This is a genomic window from Nitrospira sp. ND1 (genome assembly GCF_900170025.1).
Classification (GTDB): domain Bacteria; phylum Nitrospirota; class Nitrospiria; order Nitrospirales; family Nitrospiraceae; genus Nitrospira_A.
In genome coordinates this window covers 3130072-3148787 of sequence record NZ_FWEX01000006.1, presented here as the reverse complement: position 1 = coordinate 3148787, position 18716 = coordinate 3130072, and the positions used below count along the sequence as shown (strand labels likewise).

General features: G+C 60.5%; 16 protein-coding genes and 1 tRNA gene. 14 read left to right on the top strand and 3 right to left on the bottom strand.

The annotated features are described in order from the left end of the window. Positions 1-12 precede the first annotated feature (12 nt). From NSND_RS19480 to NSND_RS21375, 13 genes are all read left to right on the top strand, one after another. Positions 13-1608, top strand: coding sequence for an acyl-CoA mutase large subunit family protein (locus tag NSND_RS19480; protein WP_080880573.1), 1596 nt, complete (start codon positions 13-15; stop codon positions 1606-1608). Further along, on the top strand, positions 1605-2453 hold the full coding sequence (locus NSND_RS19475; RefSeq protein WP_080880572.1) for an MBL fold metallo-hydrolase: 849 nt from the start codon (positions 1605-1607) through the stop codon (positions 2451-2453). The genes NSND_RS19480 and NSND_RS19475 overlap by 4 nt, the downstream gene beginning before the upstream one ends. Continuing rightward, entirely contained in the window at positions 2444-2851 is a 408-nt protein-coding gene (locus NSND_RS19470; RefSeq protein ID WP_080880571.1) for a cobalamin B12-binding domain-containing protein, read from the top strand. Before NSND_RS19475 ends, NSND_RS19470 begins: the two co-directional genes overlap by 10 nt. 13 nt (positions 2852-2864) lie before the next feature. Beyond that, entirely contained in the window at positions 2865-4469 is a 1605-nt protein-coding gene (locus NSND_RS19465; RefSeq protein WP_080880570.1) for a carboxyl transferase domain-containing protein, read from the top strand. Positions 4470-4495: 26 nt separating this feature from the next. After that, entirely contained in the window at positions 4496-5338 is an 843-nt protein-coding gene (locus tag NSND_RS19460; protein ID WP_080880569.1) for an enoyl-CoA hydratase-related protein, read from the top strand. Next, positions 5316-6263, top strand: a complete 948-nt coding sequence (locus tag NSND_RS19455; RefSeq protein WP_080880568.1) for a hydroxymethylglutaryl-CoA lyase — start codon at positions 5316-5318, stop codon at positions 6261-6263. The genes NSND_RS19460 and NSND_RS19455 overlap by 23 nt, the downstream gene beginning before the upstream one ends. 52 nt (positions 6264-6315) lie before the next feature. Next, positions 6316-7038, top strand: coding sequence for a methylmalonyl Co-A mutase-associated GTPase MeaB (gene meaB, locus NSND_RS19450; protein WP_235000316.1), 723 nt, complete (start codon positions 6316-6318; stop codon positions 7036-7038). A gap of 29 nt (positions 7039-7067) precedes the next feature. Beyond that, positions 7068-8471: an MmgE/PrpD family protein gene (locus NSND_RS19445; RefSeq protein ID WP_080880566.1), complete on the top strand. Its 1404-nt coding sequence runs from the start codon at positions 7068-7070 to the stop codon at positions 8469-8471. After that, the gene (locus NSND_RS19440; protein ID WP_080880565.1) at positions 8464-9405 is read left to right on the top strand and encodes an isocitrate lyase/PEP mutase family protein; all 942 of its coding nucleotides are present in this window, start codon (positions 8464-8466) and stop codon (positions 9403-9405) included. Before NSND_RS19445 ends, NSND_RS19440 begins: the two co-directional genes overlap by 8 nt. Further along, a complete protein-coding gene (locus NSND_RS19435; protein ID WP_080880564.1) occupies positions 9347-10525 on the top strand; it encodes a citrate/2-methylcitrate synthase in 1179 nt (392 codons plus the stop codon). The genes NSND_RS19440 and NSND_RS19435 overlap by 59 nt, the downstream gene beginning before the upstream one ends. After that, positions 10500-12221: a class I adenylate-forming enzyme family protein gene (locus NSND_RS19430; protein WP_080880563.1), complete on the top strand. Its 1722-nt coding sequence runs from the start codon at positions 10500-10502 to the stop codon at positions 12219-12221. Before NSND_RS19435 ends, NSND_RS19430 begins: the two co-directional genes overlap by 26 nt. A 21-nt stretch (positions 12222-12242) precedes the next feature. After that, positions 12243-14153 carry an acyl-CoA dehydrogenase family protein gene (locus NSND_RS19425; RefSeq protein ID WP_080880562.1) on the top strand — a complete coding sequence of 637 codons (1911 nt, stop codon included), beginning with the start codon at positions 12243-12245 and terminating at the stop codon, positions 14151-14153. Between the two features lie 116 nt (positions 14154-14269). Beyond that, positions 14270-14440, top strand: coding sequence for a hypothetical protein (locus tag NSND_RS21375; RefSeq protein ID WP_159450901.1), 171 nt, complete (start codon positions 14270-14272; stop codon positions 14438-14440). Positions 14441-14541: 101 nt separating this feature from the next. Here the strand turns inward: NSND_RS21375 and NSND_RS19420 are convergent, their stop codons facing one another. The 3 genes from NSND_RS19420 to NSND_RS19410 all read right to left on the bottom strand — a co-directional run bounded on the left by NSND_RS19420 (position 14542) and on the right by NSND_RS19410 (position 18369). Then, positions 14542-15474, bottom strand: coding sequence for a mechanosensitive ion channel family protein (locus tag NSND_RS19420; RefSeq protein ID WP_235000315.1), 933 nt, complete (start codon positions 15472-15474; stop codon positions 14542-14544). 203 nt (positions 15475-15677) lie between these two features. Further along, a complete protein-coding gene (locus NSND_RS19415; protein WP_080880561.1) occupies positions 15678-16991 on the bottom strand; it encodes a hypothetical protein in 1314 nt (437 codons plus the stop codon). A gap of 7 nt (positions 16992-16998) precedes the next feature. Beyond that, on the bottom strand, positions 16999-18369 hold the full coding sequence (locus NSND_RS19410; RefSeq protein WP_159450900.1) for a tetratricopeptide repeat protein: 1371 nt from the start codon (positions 18367-18369) through the stop codon (positions 16999-17001). A 259-nt stretch (positions 18370-18628) separates the two neighbouring features. Here NSND_RS19410 and NSND_RS19405 point away from each other — a divergent pair. Beyond that, positions 18629-18704: transfer RNA gene (locus NSND_RS19405), tRNA-Met, on the top strand. Positions 18705-18716: the final 12 nt, after the last annotated feature.

Genomic DNA, 18716 nt, shown 5'->3' with positions numbered 1-18716 from the left:
GAGGGCCGCATCATGAACGAGCGGAAATCTCGCTTCTCCTCCCTCTCTGGATTAGACATCGAACGGGTCTACAGCTCTGACCATCTGAAGGGTTGGAACGTCGAGCGGGATCTCGGCCAACCGGGCTCATTCCCCTACACCCGCGGCATCTACCCGAGCATGTACCGCAGCCGCCTCTGGACCATGCGGCAATTCGCCGGTTTCGGCTCCGCGGACGATACGAATCGGCGCTTCAAGTATCTCCTGGCACAGGGCCAGACCGGCCTCAGTGTCGCCTTCGACCTGCCGACGCTCATGGGCCTTGATGCCGATGATCCGATGGCACGGGGCGAAGTGGGTCACTGCGGTGTGGCCATCTCCTCACTCGCCGACATGGAACGGCTGTTCGACGGCATCCCGCTCGACCAGGTCACCACCTCGATGACGATCAACGGACCGGCCGCAGTACTCTTTGCCATGTATCTGGCCGTGGCAGAAAAACGCGGCATCCCGTTCGACCGACTCGGCGGCACGATTCAAAACGATATTCTGAAAGAATATATCGCGCAAAAGGAGTGGCTCTTCCCGCCCGAACCGCACATCGCGATCATCGTCGATACAATCGCCTACTGTGCCGCTCATGTCCCCAAGTGGCATCCGATCAGCATCAGCGGGTACCACATCCGGGAGGCAGGCTCGACAGCCGTTCAAGAACTCGCGTTCACACTGTACGACGGACTTACCTATGTGGATGCGGCCGTGAAGTCCGGCCTCGACGTGGATGCCTTCGCGCCGCAACTCTCTTTCTTCTTCAACGTGCACAATGACTTCTTCGAAGAGATTGCCAAGTTCCGGGCCGCCCGGCGCTTGTGGGCGCGTGAAATGGAGCACCGTTACCACCCGAAGAATCCCCGCTCCCTCCAACTCCGCTGTCACGCCCAGACGGCCGGCTGCTCCCTGACCGCCCAACAACCGATGAACAACGCGGTGCGCACCACCCTACAGGCCCTGGCTGCGGTGCTCGGCGGAACCCAATCGCTGCACACCAACTCGATGGATGAAACCCTGGCTCTGCCCACAGAAGAAGCGGTGACGCTGGCCTTGCGGACACAACAGGTCATCGCCTCCGAGAGTGAAACCGTCAACTGCGTCGATCCGTTGGGCGGCTCCTACTTTGTCGAATCGCTGACGAACCGATTGGAAGAAGGAGCGCGGGACTATTTCCGAACATTAGATCGGATGGGTGGAATGGTGGCCGCGATCGAAAGCGGATTTCCGCAGCGGGAAATCCTCGATGCCTCGCAACGGTATCAGAAAGAAATTGAACACAAGGAGCGGCCCATCGTCGGCGTCACCGATTATGTGGAACAGGAAGCACGCTCCATCCCTATTTTGAAGATCGGACCGGAAGTGGAACAGGAACACGTCGCGCGCTTGTCCGATCTCAGAAAATCGCGTGATCCCTTCAAGATGACCGGCTCATTAGAGGAGTTACAGGAAACGGCCGCCTGCCACCAGAACCTCCTGCCCGCTCTGATTGATGCCGTGAAGGCGAAAGCGACATTGGGAGAGATCTGTGCCGCATTGAAGGAAGTCTATGGAACCTATCGAGAGCCGGTGGTGTTATGAAACTCGGAGCCTTTGACATCTATGCAGTGACCGACGGCCGGTTCCGGCTGGATGGTGGCGCCATGTTCGGGGTGGTGCCGAAGGCGCTCTGGCAGAAATGCTGCCCGGCGGATGAGCTGAATCGTATTCCGCTCCACTTGAACTGTCTGTTGATCCAGGCTCACGGCAAGAACGTCCTGGTGGATACTGGTCTCGGCGATAAGGAGGATGCCAAGTTCCACTCCATGTTTGCAGTGGAGCGGATGCCGTCCCTGCGCGACTCGCTGCAGCGCCATGGCCTCACCCACGACGACATTCATCTGGTCATCAACACCCATCTGCACTTCGACCATGCCGGGGGCAATACGGTCGCGAACGGGAACGGCCTGCTGCAGTCAGCCTTTCCCAAGGCCACCTACTATGTGCAACAGGGCGAGTACGACGATGCCGTTGCGGCGAATGAACGGACCAGGGCCAGTTACCGGCGGAACAATTTCTCACCGGTCGCGCAACTCAATCAGTGGGAGTTCCTCCGCGGCGATACGGAACTGCTGCCGGGCATCACCACGATGGTGACGGCCGGTCATACGCCCTTTCATCAGAGTGTCAAAGTCGAGTCGGAAGGCCGGATTGCCTTCTTTCTGGGCGATCTTATTCCGACGGTCTCGCATCTGCCCCTCCCCTACATCATGGGGTACGACCTCGACCCCATGCAGACGCTCGACACCAAGCGCTGGGTGCTGGATCGAGCGTTCGCGGAGGACTGGTTGCTGATATTTGAACACGATCCCCTGATCCAGGCCGGTCATCTCAGGAGGGATACGGAAGGACGATATGTGCTGGAAGAGGTGAACGTATGGCAATAGCGACGACACCCATTCGAGTGTTGATTGGCAAAGTGGGATTGGACGGACATGACCGGGGGGTCAAACTCGTCGTCCGGGCGTTGCGCGATGCCGGAGTGGAGATCATTTACACCGGGCTCCACCAGACGCCGGAGCAGATCGTGACCACCGCCATTCAGGAGGACGTGCAGGCCATCGGTCTCAGTATCCATTCCGGCGCCCACAACTCGCTTTTTCCCCGCGTGCTGCAGTTGCTGAAAGAGCAGGGCGCGGGAGACGTCACGCTGTTCGGCGGAGGCATTATCCCCGATGACGACGTACCGCGACTGAAGGCCGCCGGTGTGCAGATGTTATTTCGCCCGGCCACGCCGATGCATGACATCGTCGATTTCGTGAAGGGACTTCGAGTCGAGCGTTGAGAGGATGTCCGAGATGCGCGTCCTGAAGACCACTGTGAATAAGACATCGGAAGACTTTCGTCGTGCCCAGGCACAGTACGAAAGCCTGATAGCCGATTTGAAGAAGCACCTGGCCATCGTGCAAGCGGGCGGACCGGCCGATGCAGTGGCGCTCCACAAGAAACGCGGAAAGATGACGGCCCGCGAGCGCATTGCCGCCCTGCTCGATCGAGGCTCTCCCTGGATCGAACTCAGCCCCCTCGCCGCCTTCGGCTTGTATGACAATCAGGTCCCGGCCGCAGGGCTGATCACCGGCATCGGCTCCGTGTCGGGACGATTCTGTGTCATTGCGGCCAACGATGCGACGGTCAAAGGGGGAACCTACTTCCCCATGACCATCAAGAAACATTTGCGGGCGCAAGAGATCGCCTTGGAGAACCGGCTGCCGGCGATTTATCTCGTCGATTCCGGCGGCATCTTTCTGCCCATGCAGGCTGAGGTCTTTGCCGACAAAGACCATTTCGGACGGATCTTCTTCAATCAGGCGCGGATGTCCGCAGCCGGTATCGCCCAGATTGCCGTGGTCATGGGCATGTGCACGGCCGGCGGGGCCTACGTGCCGGCCATGTGCGACGAAAACGTGATCGTCCAGGGAACCGGCACGATTTACCTGGCAGGACCGCCGCTGGTCAAAGCCGCAACCGGCGAAGACGTCACCAGTGAAGAGCTCGGGGGGGCCGATCTCCACACCCGCCTATCCGGTGTCAGCGATCATCTGGCGCAGGATGACCATGATGCGTTGGACATCTGCCGATCGATCATTGCCACACTCGGGCGACGGCCTCCGAGACTTCGTCGAGAAAAAATCGATGAGCCCTTGTACCCGGCCGAAGAACTCTACGGAATCATTCCTGCGAATCCGCGTCAGAAATGGGAGGTCCGGGAGGTGATTGCGCGGCTCGTGGACGGCAGTCGCTTCCATGAATTCAAAGCAGGGTACGGTGCCACGCTGGTCTGTGGTTTCGCCCACTGGATGGGTCACCTCGTGGGGATCGTCGCCAACAACGGGGTGCTGCTCTCGGAGTCCGCGCTGAAAGGCGCGCACTTTGTCCAGCTCTGCGCGCAACGGCGTATTCCACTGGTGTTTCTGCAAAACATCACCGGGTTTATGGTCGGAAAAGATTATGAGACGAGAGGCATCATTAAGGACGGCGCCAAGATGGTGCAGGCCGTCGCGACCGCCGAGGTCCCTAAGTTCACGATCCTGATCGGCGCCTCACACGGAGCCGGCAACTATGCCATGTGCGGGCGTGGCTATGGCCCTCGATTCCTCTTCACCTGGCCCAACGCACGAACCTCGGTGATGGGCGCGCAACAGGCCGCGCAGGTTCTTGTCACCGTCAAGCAACAGCAGCGCGCGCGTGAACAGGGACGGCTGTCGGATGAAGAACAGCGGCGAATCACGGAGACCACCCGGCAGCAATATGAGCAGGAAGGCAGTCCCTATTTCAGCAGCGCGCGACTCTGGGACGACGGCATTCTGGATCCCGTGGAGACGCGAAAAGTCCTGGGCCTCTGTCTGGATCTGGCCGCGTCCGTTCCGGCCAGAGAAACCCATGTGCCGGTGTTTCGTATGTGAGGTTCGCGGCGGCTGAGGAGGCACGAATGCGTCGATATACGACCTTGGCGATGGAATCACGCGGCGACATCCGCTGCATCACGCTCGATAGGCCTGAACGGCGCAACGCCTTCGACAGCCGGATGATAAGTGAACTGACTCAGGCATTCGACGAATCGGCTCAGGAGCCGTCCCTGAGAGGAATACTGCTATCCAGCGCCGGACCGGTTTTTTGCGCCGGGGCCGATATACAATGGATGCAATCCACGTCTCCGGTCTCGGATGCCCAGGCAACAGATGACGCCCACCGCCTTACCCGCATGTATCGCGCCATCGACGAATCTCCCTGTCCGGTCATCGCCCGGGTGCAAGGGCCTGCCTTCGGAGGCGGGCTCGGATTAATGGCGGTCTGCGATATCGTCGTCGCGGCGGAAGATGCGATGTTTTCGCTCAGCGAGGCCAGGCTCGGTTTGATTCCGGCGGTCATCGCACCCTTTCTCCTGCGCAAGGCAGGCGAATCGTTTCTTCGACGGTATGCGCTGACCGGCGAAACATTCACCACATCGGTGGCTCATCGATTCGGCCTCGTGCATGACGTCGTATCTCAACACGATCTAGACGATCGCATCACGGAAGTCATTGACGCCATCAGGCAGCTGGCTCCCCGCGCAACCAGGGCAACAAAAGGGTTGATCCTGAGGATACGCCCGTTGCCCGATCAAGAGCGCGGGGTGACCTGCGCAGAGGCCAACGCAAACGCTCGTGCTGCTTCCGAAGCGATTGAAGGGCTCCGCGCCTTTACGGAGAAGCGGCCACCACAGTGGGCCAAGGAACAGCAGCCAGCACGGGAGATAGCGAAGGAACACCATGTTGCAAGCCGGCCTACATAACTTGCGGCAAGCCTCCGTCCGGATTACCGAGGTGTCTCCGCGCGACGGTCTGCAACACGAATCGGAATTCGTGCCGACCCTGCGCAAAATCTCGTTGATCAATGCCCTGTCACGAACCGGCGTGGCTGAGATTGAAGCGAGCTCCTTCGTGTCACCCGCGGCCATCCCGCAGCTTGCGGATTCCGATGAGGTCCTCCGCGCCATCGACCGCATCCCGGGTGTCACCTATTCGGCCCTCGTTCCGAACGAACGCGGCCTCGAACGGGCGCGGGCGGCAGGCGTCGACAAGATCGCCGTCTTCACGGCTGCCTCGAACAGCTTTACCCGCCATAACATCAAAGCGACCGTGCAGGAGTCACTCGTGCGCTTCAGACCGATTGTGGCGGCAGCGAAACGAGACGGCTTGGCGGTGAGAGCCTACCTGTCCACGGTCGTGTTCTGTCCCTATGAAGGCCGTATTGCACCCGCGCAGGTGCGGGACGTGATGGAACGGCTGCTCGACCTCGCGGTCGACGACATCTCGTTGGGCGAAACGATCGGCAAGGCTTCGCCCACGGACATACGGAGATTGCTCGATACGGTGCTGCCGCATGTCGAGCCGGCTCGCCTCTCGCTTCATTTCCATGACACCTATGGCATGGCCGTCGCCAACGCTCTCACGGCCTGGTGGGATTATGGAATCACGGCGTTCGATGCTTCGGCCGGAGGCCTCGGCGGCTGTCCCTACGCCCCAGGCGCATCCGGAAATGTCGCGACGGAAGATCTGGTCTTCGCGCTGAAGGCCTCCGGCGCCAACGTGCCGGTGGATGAACTGCTGGTTGCCGCCTGTGCGCAACAACTCGGTGACGCCGTGCGGCATCCGCTGAACTCACGGCTTTCGCAACTCCATCATCGTGAAAAGCCACAGCCTGCGTGGCGGGAATGACATGAATCACGCGTGCGTCGGTCGATTATCGAAACGGGAGGATGTCGAGACCATGGCCAGGCAAGTGCTGGCCGGTGGGGTCCGGGCTGTGGCACGCGTGATCACCTGGATTGAGAACCAGGAGCCGGTTGGAGCCGTCGTGTTGAAACGCCTGACGCCACCGGAGAAGCGCGCCATGGTAATCGGCATCACGGGTTATCCCGGCACGGGGAAGAGCACGTTGATCGATCAACTCATCGCCGCCTACCGCCGCCTCGGCAAAACGGTCGGCGTCCTGGCCGTGGATATCAGCAGCCCTCTTACCGGCGGGGCGGTGCTGGGTGACCGGATCAGGATGCAGCGGCACGCGGACGATGCGGGGGTCTACATACGCAGCATGGCAACCCGCGGTCAGTCCGGTGGGCTCGCGCGGGCGACTCGCGATGCGCTGCAAGTCCTGGAAGCGGCCGCGTATGACGTGATCCTGATCGAAACGGTCGGCGTCGGCCAGAGCGACATCGAGGTCGTCTCTGTGGCGGGAACCGTCATTGCCCTGGTCGCGCCGGGATTGGGCGACGACGTGCAAGCCATGAAGGCAGGGTTACTGGAGGTCGCGGATATCGTGGTCGTCAACAAAGGGGATCGTGAAGGCGCCGATACTGCAGTACGCGATCTACGCGAGTGGTGTCCGCACGTGCTGCGCACCGTGGCCGTCAAGGGGGAGGGCATTCCGGAGCTGATCGCCATGATCGCCGAACAGCAACGGCTCCAGGATCTCGCACACACACCGGGCTGACAGAACGGCTTGTTGTCGAGAGGATCATCATGCTGGCGGATCGTCTTGCGAGTTATACCCAGGCCCTTTGTTACGACGACCTGCCCGGCGACGTGGTCCATGAGGTCAAGCGACGGATTCTCGACAGCGCCGCCTGTGCCTTCGGCGCCTGGAAGGCAACCCCCTGCCGGATCGCGCGTCACGTGGCACAATCCGCCAAAGTTCCCGGTGGTGCGACAATCTGGGGGACGTCCCACAAGACCCTGCCGGACCTGGCCGCCTTCGCCAACGGCGCGTTGGTTCGCTACCTCGACTTCAACGATACCTATCTCTCAAAAGAGCCGGCCCATCCTTCGGACAACCTTGCCGCAATCCTCGCCGCCGGCGAAATAGCCCATGCTTCGGGCAAGCGGGTCATCCAGGCCATCGCCTTGGCCTATGAAATCCAATGCCGTCTCTGCGACGCCGCCGCGTTACGCTCCCGTGGATGGGACCATGTGACCTATGGATCGATCTCCTCCGCGCTCGGCGCCGCCAAAACGCTGAAACTCACGGAGGCGCAGACCACGCAGGCCATCAACCTGGCCGCCGTGGCGAACGTGGCACTCCGGCAAACCAGAGTCGGTGAAATGTCCATGTGGAAAGCCTGTGCGTTCTCGAATGCCGCACGCAACGGCCTATTCGCGGCCATCCTGGCCCAACGAGGCATGACAGGCCCCGCCCCCATCTTTGAAGGCGAAAAGGGCTTCATGAAGCTGGTGTCCGGACCATTCGAGCTGTCGAGACTGGGTGGAGAGCGGGCTCCCGACGACACCCTGGCTTCGTTCAAGATTCTCGATTCCTACATCAAACATTTCCCGGTGGAATACCATGCCCAGACTGCGGTCGAAGCGGCGCTGGCCCTGCGAGCGGAGGTGATCAAGGCGGAGGGGGCCGATGCAATCCAGCGTCTGAGCGAGATTGAAATCGGCAGTTACGATGTCGCGATCGAAATTATCGGGCGCGATCCGGAGAAGTGGCACCCGACGACGCGCGAAACGGCCGATCACAGCTTCCCCTATTGTGTCGCGGTGGCGTTGCTGGATGGTCGCGTCACGTTGCATTCATTCGACCCTCACCGGCTACGAGATGCTGCGCTGCACGAGCTCATGAAGAAGGTGCGTGTCGTCCCGCAGCCGGAATTCGCGGGCCGTTACCCGGGAGCGATGCCGACCCGCCTCACGCTGAGGACGACGACGGGAACGGTGTACATGAGGCATGTGGACGTCCCCCTGGGCCATCCCGGCAATCCCATGTCGGACCAGGATGTGGAGGACAAACTGCGCCGGCTCGCATCGAGACGAATCGGTCTCGCGCAGGTCGAGAAGCTCATCGGTTTCGTGTGGACATTGGAACGAGAAAAAGACATCGCCACACTGATGCCTCTGTTGAGGGTGCCCCATCGTGATGCGTAACCACTCCACGCCGTCAAAAGCACAACGCCTGCGTGAGCTGCTGGCCGGCAGGACAGTGGCCATCCCCGGCGCCTGTAATGCCCTGACGGCCATGCAGATCGAGCGCGCCGGATTCGAGATCGTGTATGTGTCGGGAGCCGCCATCTCGGCGGCCCATGGCATGCCCGATATCGGATTGATCAGCTTGACGGACATGACGAGGGAAGCCTCGGCGATTGCCCGGTCGGTGGCGCTTCCCACCATCGTCGATGCGGACACCGGCTATGGGCCGCCTTCGGTTGTGCGGGAGGCCGTTCAGGAATTTGAGCGGGCCGGATTGGCAGGCATGCAGATCGAAGATCAGGAAGAGGCGAAAAAATGCGGCCATCTGTCAGGGAAGCGACTGATTCCAACGGCTGACATGGTTGCCAAAATCACCGCAGCCGTGGAGGCGAAATGCGATCGGGATTTCGTCCTTGTGGCGCGCACGGACGCACGGGCGGTCGATGGGCTGCAGGCTGCCATTCAGCGAGGCGTTGCCTATGCCAACGCAGGCGCCGACGCGCTCTTCCCCGAGGCCCTGCTCTCCGCGAACGAATTCCACACCTTTGCGTTGGAAATGAACCGGGCAGGCGTCCACCTGCCCTTGATCGCCAACATGACGGAGTTCGGCAAGACACCTTACTTGAGCGTGGACGAATTCGAGACGTTGGGATATCGCGGCGTGTTATTTCCCGTCAGCACGCTCCGGGTCGCAGCCCTTGCTGTTGAGAAGCTGCTGCGAGAACTCAGATTCTTCGGCTCTCAACGGGCTTGGCTCGATCACATGATGACGCGACAGGAGCTCTATAGTCTGCTTCGATACGAGCATGGGCAGAACCAGACAGGGAGGCCCTATGAACCAGGCGATACAAGAACAGCCCGGAACGAAAACCACGGAGCGCCCCCTCTATAGCCCCGGACTTGAAGGGGTGATCGCGGGAGAATCGGCCCTCTGTCAGGTGGATGAAGGAGAGGCAGGACTTCGTTATCGGGGGTATGCCATCGGCGATCTAGCAAAATGGAGCCGCTTTGAGGAAGTCGCCTATTTGCTGCTGATCGGTCATCTCCCCACCCGGAGCGAACTGGATAGTTTTTCCACACTGCTGAGAGGCCATCGAGTCCTCCCTGACCCGGTGCAACGTTTTATAGACAGCCTGCAGCCGGGCCTGCACCCGATGGACGTGTTACGAACCGGCATTTCCCTGCTGGGGCTCAGCGATCCTGACGCGCAGGATGGATCGCATGAGGCCAATCTCCGCAAATCCATGCGACTGCTGAGCCAGATCCCGCTGCTGATCGCGCATAGTTATCGAGTCATGTCCGGAATACTCCCGCCGAGACAGGACGAGAGTCGAGATTTTGCGCAGCACCTGCTGCACCTGGTGGCAGGCCACAAGGACGGTGAAACCGGCACGGCCATGGCCCAGGCGCTGAACGTGTCGCTCATCCTGTACGCGGAGCATGAATTTAACGCCTCCACGTTTGCCGCTCGCGTCACCGCCTCAACCCTCACCGATCTGCATGGCGCGATCACGGCGGCCGTTGCGACGTTGAAAGGACCGCTCCATGGAGGCGCCAACGAAGCGGTGGCGTCGATGCTCATCGAAATCGGCAGCCCTGAGCGAGCCGAGACCTGGGTGCGAGAGGCGCTCGCGCAGAAACGGCGAGTGATGGGATTCGGGCATCGCGTGCTTCGGCAAGGCGACGCACGATCAGCCATCATCCAGCGCCACGCCGAACGGCTCAGCCACCTCTGCGGCGACCACAGTTGGTACGACATCGCCTCCACCCTCCACCGCATCATGCGGGAGGAAAAAGGACTCCACCCCAATCTCGACTTCTATACGGCCGTGGCCTACCTGTTGATGGGCATCCCGCGTGAACTGTCCACACCGTTGTTCGTCTGTTCCCGCATCACCGGCTGGTGCGCACATGTAATGGAGCAGCAGGAACATAACCGGCTGATCAGACCACGAGCCCTCTACACAGGGCCGGCACCGAGGACCTATGAGCCTCTTGACCGACGTCCATGACCGGATCGAACAGGCCCGCGAGGCGCCGGGATGTGCCTCGGAACTCCACTGGACCTCGTTCGTCGAGTTCTTCCGATCGCGCCTGTACGACCCGCGACTCGTCACCAGGAATTTCCTGACCTATTGCGACGACGACCGGAACCTGCGCCGAACCTACAGCTATGCGGAATTCGGCACGATCGTCGAACGGATGGCGGAGATGTTTCATGCGAAGTTCGGCCTGACCCGCGGCGACCGGATCGCCACCGTGCTGTTCAACCATGATCTGACGGCGCTGACCTACTTCGCAGCCTGGACCTTGGGAGTCGCCGTCGTGCCGATCAATGTCGAAGAAACACCCGAGAAGAAGCGGTATATCCTCGAACATTCGGAGGCCTCGGTCGCCCTCTGCTGGCAGGATGTCTACGAGGAACTCAACGCCCTTCAGTCCATGCTGCCGGCCTTGCGCGAAGTGGTCGCCCTGGGGGACGGTGGCATCCTTGACGGGAAGGAGACCAGGGGAAAGAGCCGAAAAAACAGCCACGCCGTTGGAGCCCGCTTTGCCCCGGGCACCTCCCGACTCGACGATCCTGCCTTGATCATTTACACATCCGGGACAACCGGGCCGCCGAAAGGCGTCATCTTGACGGTGGCCAATCTTCTGATCGATGCGGATGCCATCGCCGACCGGCATGGATTCGGTCTCACCGATCGTTTGATGTGCGTCCTGCCCGTCCACCATGTCAACGGCATCGTCGTCACTCTGATGACTCCGTTTTATTGTAAGGGGAGCGTCGTCTTGAACCGGAAGTTCAAGACCGGCAGCTTCTGGCGGCGGCTCCACGATGAGCAGGCGACCAGTGTCAGCGTGGTCCCCACATTGCTTGAGTTTCTTCTGGATGCCGACGAAGACCTCGCCGCCTATCGCCTGGATCGCTTTGGTGGTGTGATCTGCGGCGCCGGACCGCTGCTGAAGGACACGGCCTTGCGCTTCGAAGAGCGTTTTGGATTCCCCATCCGCCATGGATACGGTCTGTCTGAAACAACCTGCTATTCCTGTTTCCTCCCGAACGACCTCACAGGGGAAGAACATCGTCACTGGCTCACAGATTTTGATTTCCCCTCGATCGGAACGGCCCTGCGTCACAACGAGATGGCCATTCTCGACGAATCCGGGAAGGCGGTTGCTGAGCAGGCACGCGGGGAGATCTGCATCCGCGGGCGCACAGTCTGCGCCGGCTATTTCAAACGGGACGACGCCAACGAAGCCGCCTTTCAATGGGGTTGGTTCCGTTCAGGCGACGAAGGCTTTTGCATCGCCGACGACCGGGGACGCCCGTTTTTTTTCATTTCAGGCCGGTTGAAAGAACTCATCGTCCGCGGCGGTGTCAATATTTCCCCGTTGGAAATCGACGACGTGTTGAAGGGACACCCGGCCGTGCAGTTCGCCATGGCCCTCCCCTTCGAGAATCGCTACTACGGCGAGGAAATCGCCGCCTATATCGTGCCGAAAGACCCGGCATCGCCCCCGACAGAGGTCGACATCCGCGACCATTGCCGAGGACGGTTGCCGTTTGCCAAACAACCGAAAGTGCTGGTGATGGGTACGGAGGTGCCCTACACCTCCACCGGGAAACCCAAGCGCCTGGAACTGAAATCCAGGTTGGCGGGCACCCTGGCCCAATATCGTGACAGACAATTCAAAGATCCTGCTTGAGCAGATCGGGTGAGGTACCACATGAGCACCCTCTTTACAGGTTTTGAACGGATCGAAGAAGCCCGCGAGCGCTTCACCGGAAAGAGTTTCCTGGCCGGTCTCTATGACGGCCGGCCGGACTTCAACCTCTTGCTGACACCTCCCGAACCGCCGGAAGAGAAAACCGCCGGCGAGGCCTTCTGCAAACAGGTCGAACACTTTCTAATCCACGAGGTGGACCCGCAAGAAATCGAACGCGAGGCAAAAATTCCCGAACGCGTCATCCAGGGGCTGTTCAAGCTCGGGGCCTTCGGCATGAAAATTCCCAAAGAATATGGCGGGCTCGGCTTGTCCTATACGAACTACGGCCGGGTCCTGACGTTGATCGCCAGCTGGAGCAACATTCTGGCGCTCACGGTGGCAGTGCCGCAGTCCATCGGCATCGCCATGCCGATCCTCCTCTTCGGAAACGCAGACCAGAAGAAAAAATATCTCCCGCTGGTCGCGAAGGAGGCCCTTTCGGCCTTTGCCCTCACCGAACCGATGACCGGTTCGGATGCGGCCAACGTGCGAACCGAGGCGGTCCTCGATTCCTCCGGCACCCATTTTCTGGTGAACGGCGAAAAACTCTGGTGTACGAACGGGCCGATTGCCCGGTACCTCACGCTCGTCGCCCGCGTGCCGGCTCTTCGGGTGGAGTGTGAGGGAAAGGTCGAATGGATTCCGGCACCGCAGGGGCAGCGGGCGGACGATCACGTTCACACGGCCTTTATTTTGGACATGGCGACACCAGGCGTGCTGGTGCGTCAACGCTGTCAGTTTGAAGGCTGTCGCGGGATTGAGAACGCCCATATCGCCTTGAAGAATGTGCAGGTACCGATCGAACATGTGATCGGCGACATCGGAAAGGGGCTCAAGTATGCTTTGACGATTCTGAACGTGGGACGCGGCATCAGCATTCCCGCCATCTGCCTGGGCATGGCCAAACAGGCCTGGCAACCGACCTTGGATCGAGCCAATAGCAGGGTCACGTTTCAGAAGCCGTTGGCAGAGCGGCAGACGCAGCAGATCCGGATCGGAGACATGGCCGGCCACCTGTTCGCCATGGAGGCACTGGCGCTGCTCGTCTGGCGCCTGGCCGATCAGCACCGCTACGACATTCGCATCGAAGCCGCGGTCGCCAAGATTTTCTGTTCGGAACACACGATCCGGTTCATCCGTGACGCGCAAACGATTTTCGGAGGGATGGGGTACGAAACCGCCGACTCCAAGCACGCGCGCGGGGAAGCCGCCTTCGGCATCGAACAACTCGTTCGCGATGCGGAGATGTATCGAATCGGCGAAGGCGCCACCGATATCTTGCGCCCCTTCGTGGTCCGCGAAGGCTTGAGCCCTCATCTGGATCGTGCCAAGCGCTTCTATGCAGATGGTCTTTCCATACTCGAACAAGCCCGGCAGGCGATGACGCTCATGCGCTTCTACCTGCCCTGGTACCTCCGGCAATGGCGAAAACGGCCTCTGCCGGACCGTCGAGAAATCACCCACCCCCAGGTACGGCCGGCGGCCCTCTATGTGGAACGAACCAGCCGGCGGCTGGCGCGAGCAATTTTCTACGCCTTGCTGCGATTCCAGGCCTCATTTAAGGACGAGCAGCGTCTGCAGAACAAAATCGAATCCGTCGGTGAAGATCTCCTTGCCATGCTCGCCACGGTGCTCTATGCCGAACGACAGACCAGGCTCGACGGACATACCAGCGTGTGGGAATTGGCCGAGGCGTTCTCTGCTGCGGCGAAACAGCGAATTGAACAACGGTTGAGAGAGTTCCGGCATCACCGGGACACCACTGCCGCGACCACCGGGCGGCAAGCCCTCAAAGGGTACTATCCCACGCTGTCGGAGGGGATCATTCGCCGGCGCTTAGAAGACTATCGTCGCAACCAGCACATGACGTGAGCGAAGAGCACGCATCGCCCGGTGAGTTCGAGAGACGTCACTCAGCAGCCGGCTGGCCGTATCGAGACAGAATACGGCCGGTGCGGCTTCTGTAGTATTCAGCCGTGAGGTGCCACATGGTTACGATCATTGGTCTCGTCACAATTGTGACACTTATTTGGTTATTGGCCTGGGCCATGGGATTAGAGAGTGACTCGGAACGGAGAAAACTGATCTCCGCCTCGTCTGCCGCTTCCCCCACTCACAGCGACATCGTGCCTGAGCGGCAGACTCGCCGGGCGGCCTAACAGCGGCCGGCCACCGGTTGCCCGGACAACCACGGAGACGCCTGGTTCATGCTCCTGGTAAGCAGGGCCATCGGACTCAACCGGACTGTTTCCGCATTCTGCTAGACCTTCTGAAGCCCCAGACCTGCAACCACCTCTACTTTGAACGGCGGACTGGCCTCTCCCATACACAAAGTCTGATGCGGGAACGGAATCTCGATACCCTGCGCGTCGAAGGCCTTCTTGAGCCGTCGCCGGTATTCACGTCCGACCTTCCACTGTTCGAGCGGCTGTGTCTTGATGCGCGCGCGAATCGTTACGGCACTATCGGCAAAATTTTCAACACCCACCACTTCAATCGGCTCGATCATCAGCGAGCCAAGTTCCTCGTCGTGGCGCAATTCTTCACCGACCGCCTGCATCACCGCCACCACCCGATCCGTATCCTCTTTATAGGCCACTCCCATGTCCAGCACGAAGGCCGACCAGTCCTTGCTCATATTGGACAGGGTGTTGATGCCGCCGTTGGGAAACACGTGGACCACGCCGGAAAAGTCCCTCAAGGAAATCGTTCTGAACGTGATGGTCTCAACCTGTCCGCCGGTTCCATTGATCACGGCCACATCTCCCAACCGGATCTGATCTTCAAGGATGATGAAGAATCCGCTGATCAGATCGCGCACCAGATTCTGTGCACCGAAGCCCACGGCCAGACCGAGGATACCGGCACCGGCCAGAATCGGCGCAATGTCCAACCCCACCACCTGCAGTGATTCGATGATGACAATCGCCCAAATCGCCGTGAGTGCGATGGTCCTGAGAATTCCAGTCAGCGTCGCGGCGCGTTTGTGAGCCGTTCCGGACTGTTGATCCTTGGCGTCACTGGTGAGGAGCATCACCCGTTCAAGTTGTTGCAACCCCAAACGGGCGAATCGAATCGCGATATACCCGATCACGAACACCAATCCGACCCGCAACAGGGCGATTCCCACGGTTGCGGAAATACTCAGGAGCCAGGGAAGGGCAGTCTGCAGGGATACGCCGCTTATCGTCATTGAGGATCTCCTTTCGAATTATCGGATGCAGCCCCTGACAAGAGGGGCCGCACTTCATTCCAGGCCGCTGAATTGCGTCGGTGCCGGGATCGGCTTGGTAACAAGCACACGGGCCCGGGTGGCAGGGACGCCCCGGGGACGAGCTGCCGGGCTGACACTTCCGGCGGAGACCACAATCCCTTTCACGCCGCCCGCAGGGATGTCTATTTAGCGATGGTGATGGCCGGTGTGGGGGTTTTAGAGATGTCGGTCACGGTCATTTGATACAGCTGGGCCAACACCCGAAACGTACCCAAATTCCAGGGGTCCAACGTGCCGTCCTCATGGGACGCCTTGGCGATCGAATACCAGCGGTTCTCAAACTTGACGGCGAAGGCGGCGGCATCCGGGCGTGATTCCGATTCCACGATATTCATCGTCTGCACAGGGTTCAGCGCCACTTCACCCGTGCGATCGTCCGGGTTGACAGGGAATTCCCGGTCCGCCGCGATGCCGTTGGCAAGGAACCGCATGATCTTGTTGAAACTTCTGATGACCAGAAACCCGTGCAATGGATACTCCCCGCCGGGACCGTCGGGCCGGATATCGATCAGAATGTAGTTGCGCGGATACCGCTGCGCCTCCTCGTGGAGAAGACGGCGCTCCTCGTTCGGCAGTTGCATGGGATCGTAGTTCGTAATCACCGTCCGCCCCGTGACACGCCGTCGAACGGTGATGGAGGGTTCGTCAGTGACACCGCCGATCGCATACCCCCGTTCCATCGCATCGAGAATTTTATCCAGGCCTCTGACCAGATCCCCGGACCCCGAACGCGCCGACAAAGGTAGCGAGACGGTTTGCTCGAAAATCAGCGGCGTCACTTGCAGCTCTCGTTCAAGATTCAATGCAGACAAATGCATGACACGCCGCCGAAACTCCCGGTACTCGTCTTCGAAATAGGGCATATTGCGGTAAAACGCCGACTCGCCATACCCGCTGGCCTGGATCCCGCTCGCCATGAGACGAAGAATGATCGCCGGCTCGACACCCTGCTGAAACATGAAGGTCACGCGGCTTTCGTCGAACGGGGTCAGGATGCGGCTCGTAAACTCCTCGCCTTGAATCGGCACGATCGTCATCGTCGGACGTTCGGCAATGCTGCCGCCGAGTGTAAGTCCGAGTGAATCCGGACCGGGCAACGCGAAGGTCTTCGTCAATCCGGCATTGGCCTGGAATTCGAACGTCGCCGCCACGCTGGAGACGCCGGTAAAATGCTGCGGGAGAAAATGACGGGAGCGGGCGATATTGAGCAGGAGCATTTCAGCTTCGACCCTCCCCACGGCACGATCATATTCCAGTACGGCTTGATGGAGCGCGATGGGAGACAAACACCCGACCGACATGACACAGAGGAGAAAAAGCGCCGCAGCACTGCCGTATCGCCGGAAGGAGCGGAGGCCATTGTAGGAGACATCGGCACGAGGAGGAACAACGGAGGGCGCGCTGCTGGACGGCGAGGAGACCTGACGAAAGACCACCGGGGTTCTATCGCTCCAATTCCGCGAGCTGCTTTCGCACCGCTTCGACCTTCTCTCGGTGATCCGGCTGCGCCTCGGCCAGCTTGACGTAACTGCGGTAGGACTGAATCGCCGCGCCGCGCTGCTGTTGGGCACTGAATGCCTCGCCCAGGTTGTAGTAGGCGATCGGATCGGCGGGTTGCAAGTCCGTTGCCGTGCGGAAGGCCGCCAAGGCCTCGTCAACCCGGCCTTTGGTTAAGAGCGCGACGCCGAGGTTGTTGTGGGCGGCAATACTCTTCGGCGCCGTCTGCAACGCCGCACGGTAGGCCGCAATTGCCCCATCGAGATCGCCGTTTTTCTGCAACAGGACGGCTAAGGCCTCTTGCGCGGGGCCGTGCGTCGGCCGGTAGGTTAACATGGCGCGATACTCCGCAATCGCCGCGCCACTCTCGCCGGCTCGTTCGAGGAGCTGCCCCACGTCGTAATGCACCGCGCCTTGCCCGGGATCGAGCTTCAACACCTCGCGAAAGGCCGCCAACGCCCCTTCGACTTCCCCCTTCGCCTTCAGCGCCAAACCCAGGTTGTAGTGGGCGTCGCCATTCTCCGGTTGCAGACGAATGGCCGTGCGGCCGGCGCCGATCGCGCCGTCGACCTCTCCCTTTGCCAGCAAGGCGGCGCTGAGGTTCACACTGTACAATGCGGCCGACGCACCGGCTTGAAGCCGCAATGCGGCTCGATACTCCCCGATCGCCTCATCGAGCAGACCTTTTTTCTGCAGCACGAGGCCCAGGTTGTTGTGAGCGGTGGCATTGTCCGGCTGCAATCGAAGACTCTCCCGATATCCGCCGACCGCGCCATCCAGATCGTTCTTGGCCTCCAGGGCGAGCGCGAGATTGTGATGAGGGGCGGCGTTGCCCGGCTGCAAACGAATGGCATGCCGATAGGCTGCAATCGCCTCATCGAGCTGCCCCTTCTCGCTCAGCGCCACGCCCAGATTGTTATGAATCGCGGCAAATTCCGGTTGGGCGTCCAAGGCGGCCCGATATTCGTTGATGGCCTCGTCCAGCGCACCCTGTGCCGCGAGCGCGAGCCCCATGGCGTGCCGAGCCTCGGGGAAATCGTTTCGCTTCTGAAGCGCGGATCTGAACTTCTCCACCGCCTGCTCGTAATTTCCCTTCGCATGCAGCGCGACCCCGGCATAATACAGCCCTTCAGCCTCGCCGGCCTGCGAGCCCGGGCCTGTCTTCTGCGGAATGATCTGGGGAATGGAAGAGGATCGATGGCGGTGGGACGGGGTTTTCTTATGAGCGGCAAGCCCATCCTGAAACAGGGCCGAACTGAAAAAACCGCTGAGCACGAACAACCCGGCGACAGGAAGCCACCCCCCACAAGCACGCACACGCGCCCCCCGGACTGCAGGACTACCTTGATCACCCTGCCCGGAGTCCGCAGCTCGTGCTTGCATTGTCCCCTACCTGCAAAGTTGGAAAGAGATCGTATATTGCAGATCGCTTGAAAGCAAATCAAGTCCTGGAAGGTCCCGCTATACCGCGAGCACTCCAACTCGGCCCTGAGTTTTCATCAGCAAGTCGGTAGACACCTCAACTCCTCTTCGGCTATTATTGCGGTTCACTTCGACCGGTCACGCATCCTCCAGTGGCGGTGTAGCTCAGTTGGTAGAGCAGCGGACTCATAAGCCGCGGGTCACCCGTTCAATCCGGGTCACCGCCACCAAATTTTCCAGCG

What these genes read in the sequence shown, in the direction of transcription:
- NSND_RS19420 (WP_235000315.1), bottom strand. Translation starts at nt 15,474, where the DNA reads ATGACGATAAGCGGCGTATCCCTGCAGACTGCCCTTCCCTGGCTCCTG.
- NSND_RS19425 (WP_080880562.1), top strand. Translation starts at nt 12,243, where the DNA reads ATGAGCACCCTCTTTACAGGTTTTGAACGGATCGAAGAAGCCCGCGAG.
- NSND_RS19480 (WP_080880573.1), top strand. Translation starts at nt 13, where the DNA reads ATGAACGAGCGGAAATCTCGCTTCTCCTCCCTCTCTGGATTAGACATC.
- NSND_RS19460 (WP_080880569.1), top strand. Translation starts at nt 4,496, where the DNA reads ATGCGTCGATATACGACCTTGGCGATGGAATCACGCGGCGACATCCGC.
- NSND_RS19470 (WP_080880571.1), top strand. Translation starts at nt 2,444, where the DNA reads ATGGCAATAGCGACGACACCCATTCGAGTGTTGATTGGCAAAGTGGGA.
- NSND_RS19440 (WP_080880565.1), top strand. Translation starts at nt 8,464, where the DNA reads ATGCGTAACCACTCCACGCCGTCAAAAGCACAACGCCTGCGTGAGCTG.
- meaB (WP_235000316.1), top strand. Translation starts at nt 6,316, where the DNA reads ATGGCCAGGCAAGTGCTGGCCGGTGGGGTCCGGGCTGTGGCACGCGTG.
- NSND_RS19465 (WP_080880570.1), top strand. Translation starts at nt 2,865, where the DNA reads ATGCGCGTCCTGAAGACCACTGTGAATAAGACATCGGAAGACTTTCGT.
- NSND_RS19430 (WP_080880563.1), top strand. Translation starts at nt 10,500, where the DNA reads ATGAGCCTCTTGACCGACGTCCATGACCGGATCGAACAGGCCCGCGAG.
- NSND_RS19475 (WP_080880572.1), top strand. Translation starts at nt 1,605, where the DNA reads ATGAAACTCGGAGCCTTTGACATCTATGCAGTGACCGACGGCCGGTTC.
- NSND_RS19455 (WP_080880568.1), top strand. Translation starts at nt 5,316, where the DNA reads ATGTTGCAAGCCGGCCTACATAACTTGCGGCAAGCCTCCGTCCGGATT.
- NSND_RS21375 (WP_159450901.1), top strand. Translation starts at nt 14,270, where the DNA reads ATGGTTACGATCATTGGTCTCGTCACAATTGTGACACTTATTTGGTTA.
- NSND_RS19445 (WP_080880566.1), top strand. Translation starts at nt 7,068, where the DNA reads ATGCTGGCGGATCGTCTTGCGAGTTATACCCAGGCCCTTTGTTACGAC.
- NSND_RS19435 (WP_080880564.1), top strand. Translation starts at nt 9,347, where the DNA reads ATGAACCAGGCGATACAAGAACAGCCCGGAACGAAAACCACGGAGCGC.